The following is a 15,880-nucleotide window of genomic DNA, read 5'->3' as shown; positions in this document are numbered from 1 at the left end:
CATGGGTATGGCGCATTCAGTAAGCACTGGCGCGCCGGCTGAAGACTTCCATGAGGCATCACCGACGCGCCCTGAAAGGACTCATGCCTATTGCTGTGTCGACCGCCTCCAGGTTCAGGATGCGCGGACGCTGCGCCTGGCGGCCGGGCGCCTTCCTCACGCTGCGCCCGAGTGCCCCGCAAGGGCGGCGTGATCCTCGCGCGTTCAGGCGACCGCAAGGAGCTCGAGGCTGACCGTTTCGTGCAGAACGCAGGTGCTCGGAAGGATGTGACCGAGTTCAAACCCAGCATGACGGCGCCGGGCGCAGAGGTCTTGAAGGAAATCTAGCCCATCTTTCTCAACTCAACCCCGATTTCGACGATTTTGGGGGTGTTGAGCGACGCAAGTGCTTGATGCGTATAGGGGTGACGCGGCAAAACGCTTGTGGTGGAGACCTTGGTCCTTGGCGTGCGGGCGAGCGGTTCCTAAACTGCGGCGCATGTTTCTGCGCTGCAACCGACGCCTGAAGGACGGCAAGACGCACGATTACTGGAGCGTGGTGGAGAACCGCCGACTGGCCGATGGTCGTGTGGTGCAAAGGCAGGTGCTCTACCTGGGCGAGATCAACGCGAGCCAGCGCGAAGCCTGGCGCAAGACCATCGAAGTGCACGACGAGGGAACCAGGCGCCAAGTGGCGCTGTTCCCGGCCGGCTCGATGCCCGCCGATGACGCGAATGCGGTGGGTATCCGTCTGGACGAACTGCGCCTCGAACGCCCGCGCCAGTGGGGCGCGTGCTGGCTGTCATGCGTGTTGTGGCAGCAACTCGAACTCGACGCCTTCTGGAGCGCTCGGCTGCCGCCCTCGCGCGAAGGCACCCCGTGGCTGCAGGTGCTGCAAACGCTGGTGGCCTACCGGCTGATCGATCCTGGCAGTGAATGGCGCTTGCACCGTCACTGGTTCGACGCCAGCGCGATGGCCGATCTGCTGCACGCCGACTTCGCGTTGGCCGAGAAGAACACGCTGTACCGTTGCCTGGACAAGCTCACAGCGCACAAGGACGAACTGTTCAAGTTCCTGTGCCGGCGCTGGGGCGAGCTGTTCGGCGCGAAGTTCGACGTGCTGCTGTACGACCTGACCAGCACCTACTTCGAGAGCGATGCGCAGCGCAGCGAGCACGACAAGCGCCAGTACGGCTACAGCCGCGACAAGCGAGGCGACTGCCGCCAGGTGGTGATCGCGCTGATCGTCACCCCTGAAGGCTTCCCGCTGAGCTACGAGGTGCTCTCGGGCAACACGGCCGACTCAACGACGCTTGGCGACTTCCTCGATCGCATCGAGCAGCGCTACGGCCGAGCCAACCGGATCTGGGTGATGGACCGCGGCGTGCCCACCGAAGACAGCCTGGCACAGATGCGCCGCATGGGAGCGTCGTATCTCGTGGGCACCCCCAAGGGGCGGCTGAGCAAGCTCGAGCAAGGCTTCCTCGCACAGCCGTGGCAGCGCGTGCGCGAAGGCGTCGATGTCAAGCGCCTGGCCGGTGACGAAGACACCTACGTGCTGGCGCAAAGTGCAGCACGCATCGACAAGGAGCGTGCGATGCGGCAACGCCGCCTGCGCCGCTACGTGCAGCGCCTGCAGGCCTTGCAGGGCCAGGCGCTCACGCGCGATCAACTGCTCATGAAGCTCGGCGCAGCCAAGCACGACGCCGGGCGCGCCGCCCATCTGGTCACGGTTCAGCTGCCCGAGGCCAGCAGCAGTTCCAAGACAGCATCCTTCGAGTTCGAACTCGATCGCGCCCGGCTGCGCCAGGTGCGCCGCCGTGAAGGGCGCTATCTGCTGCGCACCAACCTCGCAGCGCACGATCCCGCGCAGCTGTGGACGTTCTACATCCAGCTCACCGAGGTCGAGCAGGCGTTCAAGGAGCTCAAGCACGACCTGGCCGTACGCCCGATCTACCACTCCAGCGAGAAGCGCATCGAGGCCCACATCTTCGTGGCCTTCCTCGCCTACTGCCTGCAGGTCACCTTGAAGGCCCAACTCAAGCGCCTGGCGCACGGCATCACGCCTGCGGAGGTCATCGCCAAGTTCAAGACCATGCAGATGGTGGACGTGCACCTGCCCACCACCGACGGCAGAGAGCTCGTGCTGTCGCGATATACCCAGCCCGAGGCCGATCACCGCATGCTGCTGGACCTGCTGCGGCTGAAGCTGCCCGATCAACCCCCGCCGAAGATCACTGCCAAACACGCCCGCATCACTGCCCAACCCATCCCGCTGTAGTGGAGACCTTCGAGCTCGTGCTGAATCAAATCAAGCACTTAGCCGGCTTCGCACCTGCCAGTTGAGAAAGACGGGCTAGGGTCCTCAGACTTTGCGAAGTTCCCGCCACGGGGCGAGCTCGCTGCCGTCATTCAGCCAAGGCGGTTTTGCTGCTCGCCGTGACCCCCCCCGGGACGCGCCAAGGGGAGGAAGCTTGACCCCCCATCATGTGCGGTAGCGCAACCGGCTCGGGCGTGATGACTCGAATGGCTGCGCCCATGGTCGGCGGCATGCCCATGACACCTTGAGGACCGGCCTTCGTTCACGCACTTCGACGAGGACGAAGAGCGGATGCGAGGCTGCGTGGCAGTGCACTTGCTTGCCGCTCAGCATGCGCTGGAACGGGGTTCGGAAGCTTTTTGATGTCGCGCGGTCTCGCGGGCAATGACCTGCGCGTCGGCAGACAGATCGCCGGATTCAGCTGGTTTCGACAGGGGCGAGCATCGTGCCACGGCAATTCGAAGAGCCGCAACGGCAGGGATAGTCTGAGGGCGGCGAGCCGTCATCCGCTGTCAGGCAATAGTCGATGAACAACTCGTCCCCTGCCTCTACAGGGACGATTGTCTGGAACTTCAGCAGTAGCTGGCCTGCGTCGTCGTACTCCTCGACCGCCTCGCAGTTCGGGTCGCAGGCGTGGTTCAGGTGACGAGTGCCATTGCCGCCTTTGGCACCATCGATGGTTTCCTGATTGGACAAGGTGAACAGGTAAGTGAGCTGATCATCCCAGGTTCTGGCGGCGACTTCCTGCGGTGAGTAGCGCCGGCCTTCGTAGAGGCCCAGCAATGCGAAGGCGGGCAACGCGCGCGTTGCAAAGGCGCCCAGGCCGTGGACGCCACTGGGCGCCACCCTGACACAAGGGGTGGGAGATGTGTGTTTGCGAAGCTTTGCCATGCGGATGGAAATTGTAGGTGGAGCCCAGACTTGCCGAGGCCGCGAACGAGCGCCGAGCAGATTTTCACAAGCTGAGGTCCAAGAAAAAAGGCGTCTCGATCGAGACGCCCTTTTGAGGCGAACTTCCCGGCACCGCTCATGACCCCAACTCAATTGAGCAGAGACCCCTTCGGCAGCCGCCTCGCCAGCCAATCATGCACATCCATTCGGATGCTCCTGCCCTCAAGCACAAAGTCTTCGTAGCGGCTCGCTGGCGGCGCGCACCCGACGATCTGATGTCAAGCGGCTGATGACGATCGTTGGCGCGTCCCCTTCTGCCGTCCTTCTCGAGGCAGCCCCGCGCTGATGCCGGCTGCCACATCCGAACGCGATCGCGGCGCCGCTGCCTGTGCGTCAGTGGCTTGCAATCGCGCCCGCCGGCTCGGAGAATTCTTTCTTGCACGGCACACTCGCTGCTAGGGGATGTGATGAACCTCGACCCTGTCCCTCCCGTCGCGCTGGTGGTAGACGACGAGCCGGTGGCCCGACTGATGGTGAAGCTGGCTTTGGAAAGCTTCGGCTGCGCTCCGGTCCTGGAGGCTGCCGACGGAATCGCGGCGCAGGAGGTCCTGCGGGAGCACCCGGACGTCGCCCTGGTGCTGACGGACATCATGATGCCCCGGATGGACGGCCTGGAATTGCTGCGCTGGGGACGCGAGGCAGTGCCGGACACCATGTGGATCGTCCTTTCGGGGCTGGAGACCTTCGACTCGGCGGTGGCCGCGATCCGGCTGGGGGCGTTCGACTTCCTGCCGAAGTCGCCGCGCTCGGAAGAGATGGGGGTTGCGGTGCGCAACGCGCTGGAGCGGCGGCAACTGCTGGCTGAACGCGAGCGGTTGCACCGGGAGCTACAGCGCAAGGTCTGCGAACTTCAGGAGACCTCCGCGGTGCTGCGCCGCGACCTCGAGCGGGCGGAGGTGATCCAGCGCGCCTTGCTGCCGCGCAGCCCGCCCCCCATGGAGGGCTATTGCATCCAGGCGGTCTACCGCCCGGGGCAGCATGTGGGCGGCGACCTCTACGACGTGGTCCGGCTGGGCGAGCGGCACCTCGCCTTCTACCTGGCCGACGCCACCGGCCACGGGGTCACCTCGGCAATGCTCTCGGTGCTGTTCAAGCAGCGGCTGGTCCTGGTGGACCCGGCGACGGGCCTCGCGCTGCCGCCGGCGGAGGTATTGGCCGCGGTGAACCGCTCGATCTGCGAGACGCACGCCGCGCCGGGACTGTTCCTGACGGCCGTCTTCGGCCTGCTGGATACGTCGGACGCGAGCCTCACGCTGGCATCCGCGGGCCATCCGCCCGTGCTGCACGCGCGCGAGGGCCGGGAAACGCGCCTGATCCGCCGCATGGGGCCCGCGCTCGGGCTGGCGCCGGACGCGCACTTCGCGCAGGAGCGTCTCCAGCTCCTGGCGGGCGACCGGATCCTCTTCTACACCGACGGGCTCCTGCCCTCCGGGTCGGAGCGCGAGCTGGAACTGCTGCAGCAGGTGCTCGCCAAGCCGCTCTCCAGTGCGCAGGAGGCGATGGCGCAGCTTCACGGTGACGCGCCGGCGGGAGCGGACCGGGATGACGTGACCATCCTGCTCATCGACGCGCACGCGGGCGCCTCCTCGTTCGACAATGGCGCCGAGCTCCCCGCGGCTGCCGCTTCCGGCGCCCCGCGGCCCGAGGGCGAGGCGGTGTTCTACGGCGAAACAGTCGATGCCGCCTACCTTGCGCTGCGCGGCCGGGCCAGCTGGATGCATTGCGATGCCTTCCATGAAACGGCCCTGGCCGTGCTGGACGGGGGACGCCCCCTGGTGCTGGACTTCTCCGGCTGCGAGTACATGGACAGCACCTGCCTCGGCACGGTGCACGAGCTGGTCGCCCGGGGCGGCGTGGTGCTCGCGGGGGTGACACCGGCCGTGCACGCCCTGTTCGAGGAACTGAGCATGCAGCAGGTGCTGGCCGCGATGCGCGAGGACATTCCCGCCGCGCCCGAGCTCTACGCGCTGGGTACGGGGGGCGACCAGGCCGTGGTGCAGAAGCGGATCCTGCAGGCGCACGAGGCCCTCTCCGCGCTGAGCGAGCGCAACCGCGAGGAGTTCAGGGACGTCGTCGAGTCGCTGCGTGGCGAACAGGACGGGCCGAGATGACCGCTGCCATTCGATTGCTGCATCTCGAGGACGACCCGGCCGATGCGGAGCGCATCCGGGGCAGGCTGCAGGACGAGAACCTTGGCTGTGACACCGTGTGGGTGCAAACCAGGGAGGACTTCGTCTCCGCCCTGCAGCGGCAAACTTTCGACCTGGTGCTGTCCGACTACGAAGTCGGCGGCCTGGAGCTGCTGCGCCAGGTGCAGCAGCAGCCGGAGCTTCCGCTGATCGTGATTGCCACTGCGTTGACCGAGGACGAGGCGGTGGATTGCATGAAGGCCGGCGCCACGGACTACGTCCTCAAGCAGCGCTTGCGGCGCCTGGGTTTCTCGATTCGGCGCGCGCTCGCCGAACAAAGGCAAAGAGCGGCGCTGCGCCGGGTGGAAGATGACCTGCGTGCCCTGAACGCCGACCTGGAGGCGCGCGTGCGCCTGCGCACCGCCGAACTGGAAACAGCCAACGCGTTCCTGAACTCGGTGATCCATCACATTCCCTATCAGGTCATGGTCAAGGACGCCACCGACTTGAAGGTCGTCCGCGTCAACCGCAGCATGGAGGAGATGACGGGGCGCAGCCAGCAGGAGTTGCTGGGCAAGACGGCTTACGAGTTCGTCAGTTCCAAGGAGGAGGCCGACTTCTTCACGGCCAAGGACAAGGAGGCGCTGGCGCTCGGCCGGGAAGTGGACATCCCCGAGGGGACCCTGCATACGCGCGATGGCAGCGTGCACGTCCTCCACGCGAAGAAGATCCCGATCCTCGACGAGGCCGGCCAGCCGCGCTACGTGCTGACCATGACGGAAGACGTGACGGAGAGGAAGAAGAAGGAGCGTGAAATCGAGCGGCTGAATGCGGCCCTGGCGCAGCGCAGCTCGGAGGTGGAAGCCGCCAACCGCGCCAAGGGCACCTTCCTGGCCACCATGAGTCACGAGATCAGGACACCCATGAACGGCATGCTGGGCATGCTGGAACTCCTGAGCCTGACCGAGCTGGACGCCGAGCAGCGCGAGACGCTCGGGCTGGTGCGGGAATCGAGCCGGTCGCTGCTGCGCATCATCGACGACATCCTCGATTTCTCGAAGATCGAGGCCGGCAAGCTGGAGGTCCGCCCCGAAGTCGTCTCGATCAAGCGCTTGATCGAGGAGGTGCAGAGCATCTATCTGGGCAATGCCAGCAGCAAGGGCCTGATCGTCCGGCGGATGGTCGACCCGCGCATCAGTGCGGCGCTGCGGGTCGATCCGGTGCGCCTGCGCCAGATCCTCAACAACTTCGTCAGCAACGCGATCAAGTTCACCTCCGAGGGCTGGATCGACATCAACGTGCAATGGCTGGGGCGCTCAGACGGACAGGACAACCTGCGCTTCGAGGTGAAGGACACCGGCATCGGCATCTCGCCCGAAGACCAGCAGCGCCTGTTTCAGCCGTTCAGCCAGGCGGACGGTGACGAGGCGCGGCGGCGGCCGGGTGGCACCGGCCTGGGGCTGGTCATCTCCCGGCAGCTGGCGCAGATGATGGGCGGCTCGATCAGCCTGGAAAGCGCGCCGGGCAAGGGCACGACGATCACCCTGGAACTGTCGCTGCCGGTCGCCGAGCCCCCGCCAGGCAGCGACGCCGACAGCGCACGCCCTCTTCCGGCGGCCACGGCCATGCGCCGCATGGCTCCCGGCACCGCGCAGGCCGAGACGGAAGGAACGTTGGTGCTGCTGGTGGATGACCACCCCGTCAACCGCATGTTGCTGCTGCGCCAGGTGCGAACGCTGGGCTATGCCGCCCAGACCGCCGATGACGGCGTCCAGGCCCTGGAGATGTGGAAGTCGGGTCGCTTCGGGCTGGTCATCACCGACTGCCACATGCCCCACATCGACGGCTACGAACTGGCGCGCAGCATCCGCGCTCTGGAATCCGACGCAGGGCGCGAGCGCGTGCCGATCGTCGCCTGCACCGCCAACGCGCTGCAGGGGGAGGCCGAGGCCTGCTTCGCCGCCGGCATGGACGACTTCCTGGTCAAGCCGGTGGAACTGGCGCAGCTGATCGAAAAGCTCGATCGATGGCTGCCGCTTCCCCAGGCCCCCTCGCCGCCCGCCGCTCCCGCCGGCTCAAGCCCGGAGGCCGCCCCCTGCGTCAGCCCGATCGACGAGGCGCTCCTCACGGCGACATGCGGTGGCGACGCGTCGATGGTGGGCGAGGTTCTTGCGGCCTTCCGGCGAACCTGCGAGGACGACTCGGCCGGACTCAGGCAGGCGGTGGCCGTCGACGACGTTGCCCAGGTCACCCAGTTCGCCCACCGCATGGCGGGCGCCAGCAAGATGGTCGGGGCGCTCGCGTTCGCGGCCGCATGCGAGAACATCGAGCGCGCCAGCCGCATAGGCGACTGGAAGGCGGTCCTCGCCGGCATGTCGGCGTTCGAGCAGGAACGGATGCGCTTGGCCGCTTATTTCGAGGGGCGCAAGGGAACGTCTTGACGGGCAAGTCCCTTCCGTTCAAAAACGTTTGCCGCATTCGCCAGTCACGCTGTCTCCGGACGACGATCCGGGTTGTGAAGGAATGGCGCGGTCGTGCCTCCACGGGAAACCGAAATTGACAAGCGCCGCCTCATGGATGCGCTCGCAATACGGACCTTCACCGCGGTAGAGCGCCATTTTCCGATCTCGAGCTTGTAGACACGTTCTGTGCGCACGCGGCTGCCCAGCCTGCCGATGCTGCTGATGTTCGGCTATTCGAGCGGACTGCTCGACGAGCCGCTGGGCTGGGACCTGCCGCGCAAGCCCTACACGCGCAGCGAACTCGAGCGTGCGCGGGTCCTGAGCGCTGCTCAGTGAAGCGCCACGACGCTCGGCGGCGCGACGGCGCGCATGAAGCCCGTCAGCGCCTCCACCTGCGGGATATGGATGTCGCGCCGACCCTTCTCGGTGAAGCGGATCACGTCGCCACGCGCCAGTCGCGACAGCGCACGGCTCACGCTCTCCAGCGTCATGCCGAGGTAGTTGCCGATCTCGGCGCGCGTCATGCGCAGCGTGATCTGGTCGGTGCGCAGGCCGCGCTGTGCGAGCGCGTCGGCCCAGTAGCGCAGGAAACCGGCCACGCGGGCGTCGGCGGGCAGCGTGCACAAGGACAGCATCGAATCGTGATCGCGCGTGAGTTCGCGGCTCATGGCCTCATGCAGCGCGGTCAGCAGCGCGGGCGTGCGAAGGGCTGCCTGCAGCAGCGCGTCGTAGCGGATGGCCCAGACCTCGCCGGTGTCCATCGCGACCGCGTCGCAGCCATACCGTGACATGGCGATCCCGTCGAGGCCCAGCCAGTCGCCCTTGAAATGAAGACCGACCACCTGCTCGCGCCCTTCGCTCGACAGGTTGACCATCTTGAAGAAGCCCGAGTTCACGACGTAGAGGCAGCCGAACTTCTGTCCCACCTGGTAGACCGTGTCGCCTGCGCGGACGATGCGCCGCTGGATCGGCAGGCTGTCCTGCAGCAGTTGCAGCATGTCGGAGATGCGCCGGACGGCACGCCGGTTGTCTTGGGGAGCGCATGTCGCTTCGGTCATCACTTGTTCCTCGCAGATCGATGGCTTGAAGCTTAGAAGGCCACTGCAACAGCAGCGCCAATGCGGTCGCCCCTCGGTAACAGTGGGTGAATGCTTGGTATCCGGCCGGTATCGACGGCTGCAGGATGACGGATTGTTGACGGCGATCAAGGCCTCGATCGCAGCAGGCAATACCTTCGCTGATGTGGAATCCGTTCTCTCCATTCCTTCTCACCGCGGGTGCGCCGGCGAGCCGCCGGCCGCGGAAGACATCCTGGCGATCTTTGCGGCCGCCCGGCGCCTGCGTGAGGACGCCCGAGCTGGCACGATCGGCAAGCCGCTGCACGGCAAGAACCTGGCGCTGCTGCTGGACACCCCGCCCGGCGAGGAGACGTCGGCCCTCAATCGCGCCGCGCAGGAACTGGGCGCGCGGGTTTCCGAAGTCCGGTTCACCGATCCGGCCGGCTCGGCGTCGGCAAAGGACGATCTTCGCGGCCTGGCCCGGATGCTGGGGCGCATGTACGACGCCATCGACTGCGGAACGCTGGCTCCGGCCTCCGTGCGCCAGATCGAGCAGGAGGCGGGCGTCCCGGTCTACGAGGGACTGGGCCTGGACCATCATCCGGTAAGGGCGCTGGCGGATCTCATGACGCTCTGCGAGCATCGGCCGGCGCCAGGCGCATCGATCCGGTTCCTCGGCGACCCGACGACGGCGCGGGCACGCGCCTTCCTGCCGGCTGCGCGGGCGATGGGCTTCGAGATGCGCACCGAAGAACGCCCGCAAGCGGGATCGGAGGACGCGACCTTCGTGGTCGATGCGACCCATGGTCCCCACTGGTCGCTATGCGGGCCGGCCGGCCCGCTGGACGTGCTTCGGTGTTCGGAAAACCATCGCTGCATGATGCAAACCGAACTGCTCGAGACGATCGTCAAAGTCAATTCGGGCGCGCTCGCGGCGGCCCGGACTCAGGGGTCCTCCCGCGCCGGTTCTTGCGCCATATCAAGGCACGAATCCTCGCTCCTTCGATACTGATGGCTCCTTCACCTCGCTCAAGAGGAACTCGCCATGCACAAACGGATTCTGGTTCTCATCGACGGGAGTCCGGCTTCCAAAAGAAGCTTGGACGAGGCCATCGATATCGCAAGGACCACCAGGGGCCTGCTGCGGCTGGTTCACGTGGTGGACGATCTTTCGCTCGCACGCAGATCCACCGATACGGACACCTGGCTGGGTACGCTGCACAATTGGGGGCGGGAGATCCTTGAAGCAGCGAAAAAAGCTGCCGAGGCTCGCGGCGTGCATGCGGATGTGATGCTGTACAGCGACTTCGCCACACCCCTCGCCGACGCTGTCGCATACGAAGCAAGAATGTGGCCGGCAGACCTCATTGTTCTGAGCACGCCTGGGCGTTGCGGGCGGTGGGCGATGGGCAGCGATGCAGAGCGCTTCCTGCGAACGTCAACCGTGCCCGTGATGCTGGTTCCCGAGCCGGTCGAAGAAACTGTCGACAAGCGCTCCTCGACAAGGCAACAGACAGCTCTCGCGCCAGCGCTTGCATTCGAGTGACGAGACCGATGGCTGGCTCGACTGTCTCAGCCCCCGGCGTACCGTTTCACCTTCACTGCCGTCTGGTTGCAATTCCCGTCGGGGCGACACCGCGCGTTGCGACCGCTCGGAACCTTCTGACCTTCGGCTGCAGGCCCAACACCGGATGTTCCCGCCTCCTTGCCGATGCGACGTGACAACATGGATGAACTGCCGAGCGCGTGCACGCGGACATCGAGAAGATACGTACAACAAGGCCTGGAGGTTGGTGCCGGCCCCGCAGACAGATTGGGAGGCAAGTACCTGGGTCCTCGCCGTCCATAGGCGACGCCTGCTATGCGGCGTCGCTGTGCACCCGCCGGGTGAGTTCGCTCACCTGCATGAAGCAGCTCGGGTGTCCAGCGGTGCGCTCGTAGCGTGCGCCGGAGGCTCTGCCGTCGCGCTGCACGCGCACGTCAGCCACCGCGTTGGCTCATCAGCGACTGCAGCGGCCCGCCCTTGACGCTTTTGGCTGGCGCCAGCTCCTGGTGCGCTTGAGCCGGTGTCAACCAGGTGCATGAAACCGCATCTGGTGACGCCGGCCGATCTCCGGGATCTTGCTGTGGTCTGACGGAGATTTGACCTCCCGATCGACCTCCCTGAAAAATCCCTCGGCCGTGGCCGGCGCATCCAGCACGAGGACACGAGCTGGCTCGGGCAGCGCACCCTTGAACGCATGCAGCGTGCCGCCGGGTGCATAGATGAAATCGCCCTTGCGGGCCTTGAAGGTCGGCCCAAGGCCGAATTTCATCCCTTTCCGCAGCGAACGCTAGGCCATGAGCAGTGCAGCCTTGCGACTCTTCGATCGTTCGATCGTTCTGATGTAGTCCGTGATGTCGATCGCCGGCATCTCCAATGCCTTGCGACGGTCTCGCTCGGGCAAGGTATCGCGCACGAAGTCGATCTGCTTCCAGTTGGGAAACGGCGTTTCCCGCCCTGGCACGGGCACGAACGGCGAACGCGAGACTCGCTGAAGCTTGGGGATGTACCGAGGACAGTTCAGGAAGAGCTCGCTGACGGCAACCCGGACCACGAACTGGGCTTGCGGGTATTCGGAGATCAGGGTCATCCCTCATCACGGACGCCTCACCGCTGATCCGCAGACGGTTGGGCTTCTCGAAGTCGATGAACAAGATGCCGACCTTCGGATTGGCCAACACGTTGCCCATGGACAGGTACATGCCGTTCCCCAAGCCCGCATTGACGTACATCAATCGTTGCCGTCGGCAGACCGCGCCACCGCTGCGGCCAACGCGTTCACGGCTCGGGTCGTTTCCACAGCCAGATCGCAATCACCGCCATGAGGAGCGGCGCTGCGACCTTCACAACGATCGGCGCGTTGGTGACGAGCAGCACGGCCGTACTGAAGAACATCATCCAACTCGCAGCCCACTTCGCGCGGCGTGACACCGCACCCTCCTGTCGCCAGCGCCGGATGGACTCGCCGTAGCGCGGGTGGTCGAGTAGCCAATGCTCCAGCGCAGGCCAGCCGCGTCCGCCCGCCCAGGCGGCCGCAAGCAGAAATGGCACCGTCGGCAGAACGGGTAGAAAGACGCCGAGCAGGCCCAGAGCGACAAGTACCAAGGCCAACACCCGCCAGAGCAGCCTTGCGATGGCACCTTCGAGCCACTTCAACGAGCGAGCCCTCTGGAGCGATCTGCCGGGAACTGCGAAGGAGGCATCTGCGAATGGTAGGTCAATCGCCCGTCGATATTGGCTGCTTGCCCGCCTCGGCATGCAGCTGAGCGTGATCTGCGGCGGCGCGATCCACCCATGGCCGATTCGATCCGCACAGCGGATGCCCGGCAGAAAGCTTGCTTCAAATCAAAGACGCGACGGCTTGGCCGCGCTAGGCTTGCTTGCCGGTGCTGAACAGCCCGCCAGGATTCAAGGAGGTGTGAGATGTGCATGGAAATATGGCTGAGGATTGCGAACGCGCAGCTTCCATTCACGACAGCCAGCCCGTCCCAGATCGACAAGGTCCGACTGCTGGAAGCGGCGGGCTACGTCAAGGCTTTCATTCCGCCAGTGCACATCGACCCTGACGACTGCACAAGGCAGGACCCGACCAAGGTCTTCGAGGTCACCGCCCGCGGCCGGCAAGCGCTGAACCAGGGTTCCATCGCGCACGATCTCCCATTCGAACGCGGCGAGTTCCATCATGCCGCATCCTGACCTTTGTACCGAAGAGGAGGTCGTCCGCCTGGTCCATACCTTCTATTCGAAGCTGCGCAACGACGCGATGCTCGCTCCGATCTTCGAATCGCGTATCGTCGACTGGGACCAGCACCTGGCGAAGATGGTGGACTTCTGGTCGTCTGCCCTGAGAGGCACCGCCCGCTACAGGGGCGCGCCAATGCCCAAGCATGTTGCATTGCCGGGGCTCACGACGCAGCTGTTTCACCGCTGGCTCGCACTGTTTCGCGATACCACGCAGGCATTGGGCAACGCAGATCTCCAGGAACGGGCCGACGACCTCGCACACCGCATTGCCGGGAGCCTCTGGTATGGATATCAGGCGCGGCATGGCGCCGACCATCCGGCCGTGGGTTGCGAGCTCGCGGCAGATCGCCACAGTCGGAACACTAGGGAGACCGCGCCATGACGCACACCAGCCTGACCATCATCTGTCGCGAACATCGGGCGCTGTCGGCCATGCTGCGCTCGATCACCCTGCTACTCGGCCAACACCGGCGGCGGGGCACCCTGCCCGACTTCGATGCGCTGCAGGCCATGCTGTTCTACGTCGACGAGTTCCCGGAGAAGCTGCACCACCCCAAGGAGAGCCGCCTGCTCTTCCCCAAGCTGCGCGGGCGCAACGCGCAGACCGACGCCGTGCTCGACCGCCTTGACCGCGACCATGCGCATGGCGAGCAGGCGATCCGCGAACTCGAACACGCGCTGCTCGGATTTCGGATGATGAGTGGGACCGATCAGTGCGAAGCCCGCCGGGATAAGTTCGAGACCTTGATGAAGCAGTACGCCGACTTCTATCTCGACCACATGCACGTCGAGGAAGCCGAGATCCTGCCGCTGGCCGAGACCGTGCTCAGTGCCGACGAATGGGCCGAACTCGACGCGGCGTTCCTGATGAACCGCGACCCGCTCGCAGGCTACGAGGCCGACGAGGCCTACGGGCCGCTTTTCAAGAAGATCGTCGGCGCGCTACAGAATTCGGGCGGTGTCGGCTCGGTGCTCGAAGCCTTCGCGGGCGCCGCGCTGCCGACGTTCTCGCCGCGCCAATGACAATACACCGTGCGCCCTTGAGAAGATTCCATGGCCCTTGCGCATGCCCGAGCCCTCGACGTGATCGACATCAGCCCGCTGGGCGACCAATTGCCCATGGCCGTCACGACCAGCCTGATCAAGACGCCCGCCTTGCAGCTCATGCGCATGGTCTTGCGCGCTGACGTGGACGTACCGCAGCACAGTGTGTCCGGCGCGGTCACCGTGCAGTGCCTGGAAGGCGAAGCGACAGTCAGGACGATCGCGCGCTTGTCATCTCGCCGCCGGCCGCCTGATGGTGCTGGAGGGAGGCGAACCGCACGCGGTGCACGCGTTGACAGACGTTTCGCTGCTGGTCACGATCCTCCTGCACACGAGGCAACCGACCGTCCCAGGCCAGCGCCTCACCCATTTCCCCGACACCGAAAGCCCGCCATGATTTCAAGCTTCGACGACCTGCTTCGCTCTGCGCGCGAACAGGCGCAGCCACAGCGCCTGCTGTTCGTCTTCGCAGCCGCAGGCCTGCCGGACGACGCGACGCCCGAGCAGCGCGAGCGTTACCAGTCCGGCCAGGGCGGCACGCTCACGCCGCTGATGTGCGTGGACAAGACGCCTGACGAGCTGGACTCTTTCGAGGCGCTGCGCGAAGAGTCGCAACAGTTCGGCCAGACCTGGGACCTCGTATTCGCCGCCGCGATGTCAGGCAGCGCGGGCCGCGGGCCGACCAGCGCCCAGGCCGAAGCGCCATTGCAGCGCATGGTCGAGTCGATCAAGTCCGGCGGTATCGCCGGCTTCATCGCCTTTGACGGCGCAGGCCAGCCCGTGAAGCTCGAATGAGAGCGCGCTGTCGCGCTCCGTCGGTTCAGGACGCGTTGATGCCGAGCGAGGGCGCGGCCTCGTGCGGCGTCAACAGCCGAGCCAGCAGCTCGCGCACGCTGCGGATCTGGTCGCCGAACGGCAGCGCGCCCACGCCGCGGAAGAACAAGCCCTTCTTCACGTCGCCGCGCAGGGCGGCAGCCAACTGAGTGTCGATGCAGAACTGGCCCCAGCCGGCCAGCCCGTCGCGCAACCCGCATTGCGCCAGGCAGTCGAAGGCGAGCGTGCAGCGCGGCTTGACGTGCGCCACGCTCTGCAGCTTCGCCTCAGCCTTCAGGTAGCCTTTCAGCCACTGGGTTGCCACGGCACGCGCGGGCAGGCCGGCCACGCTCGTGAACTCGACCATGTCCTCCTCGCGCGCCTGCGCCAGCACGCGCTTGAATTCGGGGTGCGCGTCGCACTCCTGCGTGACGGCAAAGGGCGTGCCGAGCTGCACTGCGGCGGCGCCCAGCGCCTGCACGCGCGCGATATCTTCGAAGCGGCGAATGCCTCCGGCCGCGATCAACGGGATCTCCTTCTCGATTCCCGCCGCGCGCAGGAATGCGAGCGATTGCGGGATGACGTTCTCGAAGTCGAAGCGCGGGTCGGCCAGGTCGGCGATCTTCGCGGCGCCGAGGTGGCCGCCAGCGAGCCGCGGGTGTTCGATCACGATCGCGTCGGGCAGGCGCTTCCTGCGCTCCCACTTGCGAACCAGCAGCTGCACGCCGCGCGCATCCGACAGGATGGGCACGAGCAACGCGCGGGGGTGGTCCTGCGCGAGCTCGGGCAGGTCGAGCGGCAAGCCGGCGCCGACCACCACGGCATCGATCCCGCATTCGAGCGCGCGCGTCACCGAGGGAGCGTACTCGCCCACCGCGCGCATCACGTTGATGGCGAGCAGACCGCGCCCGCCCGAGCGCTCGCGCGCGGCACGGATCTCGCGCGCCAGCGCTTCCAGATTGGCCGCGTTGATATCTTCCTTGGCACGGCGCGTGGCGGCCTCTCCCGGCTGCAGGTCGCGCGTGCGCTCCATCAGGTCCGGATGATGGCGGCGCAGGTCGACGGACGAGATCGTGCCCATCGCGCCGAGCGCAGCGACGCTGCCGGCGAGGCGATGCGCCGAGATGCCGACGCCCATGCCGCCCTGGACGATTGGCAGCAGGGTTCGCTCGCCCAGGCGCAGCGGTCTCAGGCCGCATTCGCGCAGCAACGAGATCAGTTGAGCGGCGGTGTCGGCAGTGTCGCCGGTGTCAGGGATGGGGTCGAGGTTGATGGCAGTGGTCATTGCGGCCGCGGCAAAGCGCGTGCGCGCCGCGTGTGTGTTGAAACCCCTGCAC

The 15,880-nt window shown here is 66.1% G+C and carries 18 protein-coding genes; 11 read left to right on the top strand and 7 right to left on the bottom strand.

The annotated features are described in order from the left end of the window. The first annotated feature begins 171 nt into the window (after positions 1-171). Positions 172-327: a hypothetical protein gene (locus ACSQ89_RS32750; protein ID WP_436296853.1), complete on the top strand. Its 156-nt coding sequence runs from the start codon at positions 172-174 to the stop codon at positions 325-327. Between the two features lie 151 nt (positions 328-478). Next, the gene (locus ACSQ89_RS32745; protein WP_436296001.1) at positions 479-2,260 is read left to right on the top strand and encodes an IS1634 family transposase; all 1,782 of its coding nucleotides are present in this window, start codon (positions 479-481) and stop codon (positions 2,258-2,260) included. A 456-nt stretch (positions 2,261-2,716) separates the two neighbouring features. Here ACSQ89_RS32745 and ACSQ89_RS32740 read toward each other — a convergent pair whose 3' ends face one another. After that, the gene (locus ACSQ89_RS32740) at positions 2,717-3,190 is read right to left on the bottom strand and encodes an SET domain-containing protein (RefSeq protein WP_436294679.1); all 474 of its coding nucleotides are present in this window, start codon (positions 3,188-3,190) and stop codon (positions 2,717-2,719) included. Positions 3,191-3,657: 467 nt separating this feature from the next. On the opposite strand from ACSQ89_RS32740, the gene ACSQ89_RS32735 reads away from it, so the two are divergent. Both ACSQ89_RS32735 and ACSQ89_RS32730 read left to right on the top strand, forming a co-directional pair. After that, positions 3,658-5,361, top strand: coding sequence for a SpoIIE family protein phosphatase (locus tag ACSQ89_RS32735; protein WP_436294678.1), 1,704 nt, complete (start codon positions 3,658-3,660; stop codon positions 5,359-5,361). Next, a complete protein-coding gene (locus ACSQ89_RS32730) occupies positions 5,358-7,820 on the top strand; it encodes a response regulator (RefSeq protein WP_436294677.1) in 2,463 nt (820 codons plus the stop codon). Before ACSQ89_RS32735 ends, ACSQ89_RS32730 begins: the two co-directional genes overlap by 4 nt. An 18-nt stretch (positions 7,821-7,838) precedes the next feature. Here the strand turns inward: ACSQ89_RS32730 and ACSQ89_RS32725 are convergent, their stop codons facing one another. Continuing rightward, on the bottom strand, positions 7,839-7,997 hold the full coding sequence (locus ACSQ89_RS32725; protein ID WP_436296852.1) for a hypothetical protein: 159 nt from the start codon (positions 7,995-7,997) through the stop codon (positions 7,839-7,841). Between the two features lie 30 nt (positions 7,998-8,027). Between ACSQ89_RS32725 and ACSQ89_RS32720 the strand changes: the two genes are divergently transcribed. Continuing rightward, positions 8,028-8,177, top strand: a complete 150-nt coding sequence (locus ACSQ89_RS32720) for a hypothetical protein (protein ID WP_170855734.1) — start codon at positions 8,028-8,030, stop codon at positions 8,175-8,177. Here the strand turns inward: ACSQ89_RS32720 and ACSQ89_RS32715 are convergent. Then, the gene (locus ACSQ89_RS32715; protein WP_436294676.1) at positions 8,171-8,899 is read right to left on the bottom strand and encodes a Crp/Fnr family transcriptional regulator; all 729 of its coding nucleotides are present in this window, start codon (positions 8,897-8,899) and stop codon (positions 8,171-8,173) included. The two genes, ACSQ89_RS32720 and ACSQ89_RS32715, sit on opposite strands and share 7 nt — an antisense overlap. Before the next feature lie 136 nt (positions 8,900-9,035). Here ACSQ89_RS32715 and ACSQ89_RS32710 point away from each other — a divergent pair, with 136 nt between their 5' ends. Continuing rightward, positions 9,036-9,911 carry a hypothetical protein gene (locus ACSQ89_RS32710; protein ID WP_436294675.1) on the top strand — a complete coding sequence of 292 codons (876 nt, stop codon included), beginning with the start codon at positions 9,036-9,038 and terminating at the stop codon, positions 9,909-9,911. A 33-nt stretch (positions 9,912-9,944) separates the two neighbouring features. Next, positions 9,945-10,445 (top strand): universal stress protein, encoded by a 501-nt coding sequence (locus tag ACSQ89_RS32705; RefSeq protein WP_093110335.1) that lies wholly within the window; start codon positions 9,945-9,947, stop codon positions 10,443-10,445. 523 nt (positions 10,446-10,968) lie between these two features. Here the strand turns inward: ACSQ89_RS32705 and ACSQ89_RS32700 are convergent. The 3 genes from ACSQ89_RS32700 to ACSQ89_RS32690 all read right to left on the bottom strand — a co-directional run bounded on the left by ACSQ89_RS32700 (position 10,969) and on the right by ACSQ89_RS32690 (position 12,098). Continuing rightward, complete coding sequence (locus tag ACSQ89_RS32700; protein WP_436294673.1) at positions 10,969-11,214, bottom strand: hypothetical protein; 246 nt, start codon at positions 11,212-11,214, stop codon at positions 10,969-10,971. Positions 11,215-11,232: 18 nt separating this feature from the next. After that, on the bottom strand, positions 11,233-11,532 hold the full coding sequence (locus tag ACSQ89_RS32695; protein ID WP_436296851.1) for a hypothetical protein: 300 nt from the start codon (positions 11,530-11,532) through the stop codon (positions 11,233-11,235). 188 nt (positions 11,533-11,720) lie between these two features. Further along, complete coding sequence (locus tag ACSQ89_RS32690) at positions 11,721-12,098, bottom strand: YbaN family protein (protein ID WP_436294671.1); 378 nt, start codon at positions 12,096-12,098, stop codon at positions 11,721-11,723. A 267-nt stretch (positions 12,099-12,365) separates the two neighbouring features. Between ACSQ89_RS32690 and ACSQ89_RS32685 the strand changes: the two genes are divergently transcribed. The 4 genes from ACSQ89_RS32685 to ACSQ89_RS32670 all read left to right on the top strand — a co-directional run bounded on the left by ACSQ89_RS32685 (position 12,366) and on the right by ACSQ89_RS32670 (position 14,525). Continuing rightward, complete coding sequence (locus ACSQ89_RS32685; protein ID WP_436294670.1) at positions 12,366-12,638, top strand: hypothetical protein; 273 nt, start codon at positions 12,366-12,368, stop codon at positions 12,636-12,638. Then, entirely contained in the window at positions 12,625-13,068 is a 444-nt protein-coding gene (locus tag ACSQ89_RS32680) for a group III truncated hemoglobin (protein WP_436294669.1), read from the top strand. Before ACSQ89_RS32685 ends, ACSQ89_RS32680 begins: the two co-directional genes overlap by 14 nt. Continuing rightward, a complete protein-coding gene (locus tag ACSQ89_RS32675) occupies positions 13,065-13,709 on the top strand; it encodes a hemerythrin domain-containing protein (RefSeq protein ID WP_436294668.1) in 645 nt (214 codons plus the stop codon). Before ACSQ89_RS32680 ends, ACSQ89_RS32675 begins: the two co-directional genes overlap by 4 nt. A 414-nt stretch (positions 13,710-14,123) precedes the next feature. After that, positions 14,124-14,525 (top strand): ribonucleotide reductase subunit alpha, encoded by a 402-nt coding sequence (locus tag ACSQ89_RS32670; RefSeq protein WP_436294667.1) that lies wholly within the window; start codon positions 14,124-14,126, stop codon positions 14,523-14,525. 25 nt (positions 14,526-14,550) lie between these two features. Here ACSQ89_RS32670 and ACSQ89_RS32665 read toward each other — a convergent pair whose 3' ends face one another. Next, positions 14,551-15,828 (bottom strand): NAD(P)H-dependent flavin oxidoreductase, encoded by a 1,278-nt coding sequence (locus ACSQ89_RS32665; RefSeq protein WP_436294685.1) that lies wholly within the window; start codon positions 15,826-15,828, stop codon positions 14,551-14,553. Between the last annotated feature and the right edge of the window lie 52 nt (positions 15,829-15,880).

This window comes from Variovorax sp. LjRoot175, from assembly GCF_964253805.1.
Classification (GTDB): domain Bacteria; phylum Pseudomonadota; class Gammaproteobacteria; order Burkholderiales; family Burkholderiaceae_C; genus Variovorax.
Note: the sequence above shows the minus strand (reverse complement) of the source record. Positions and strands in the feature narration are given on the sequence as shown.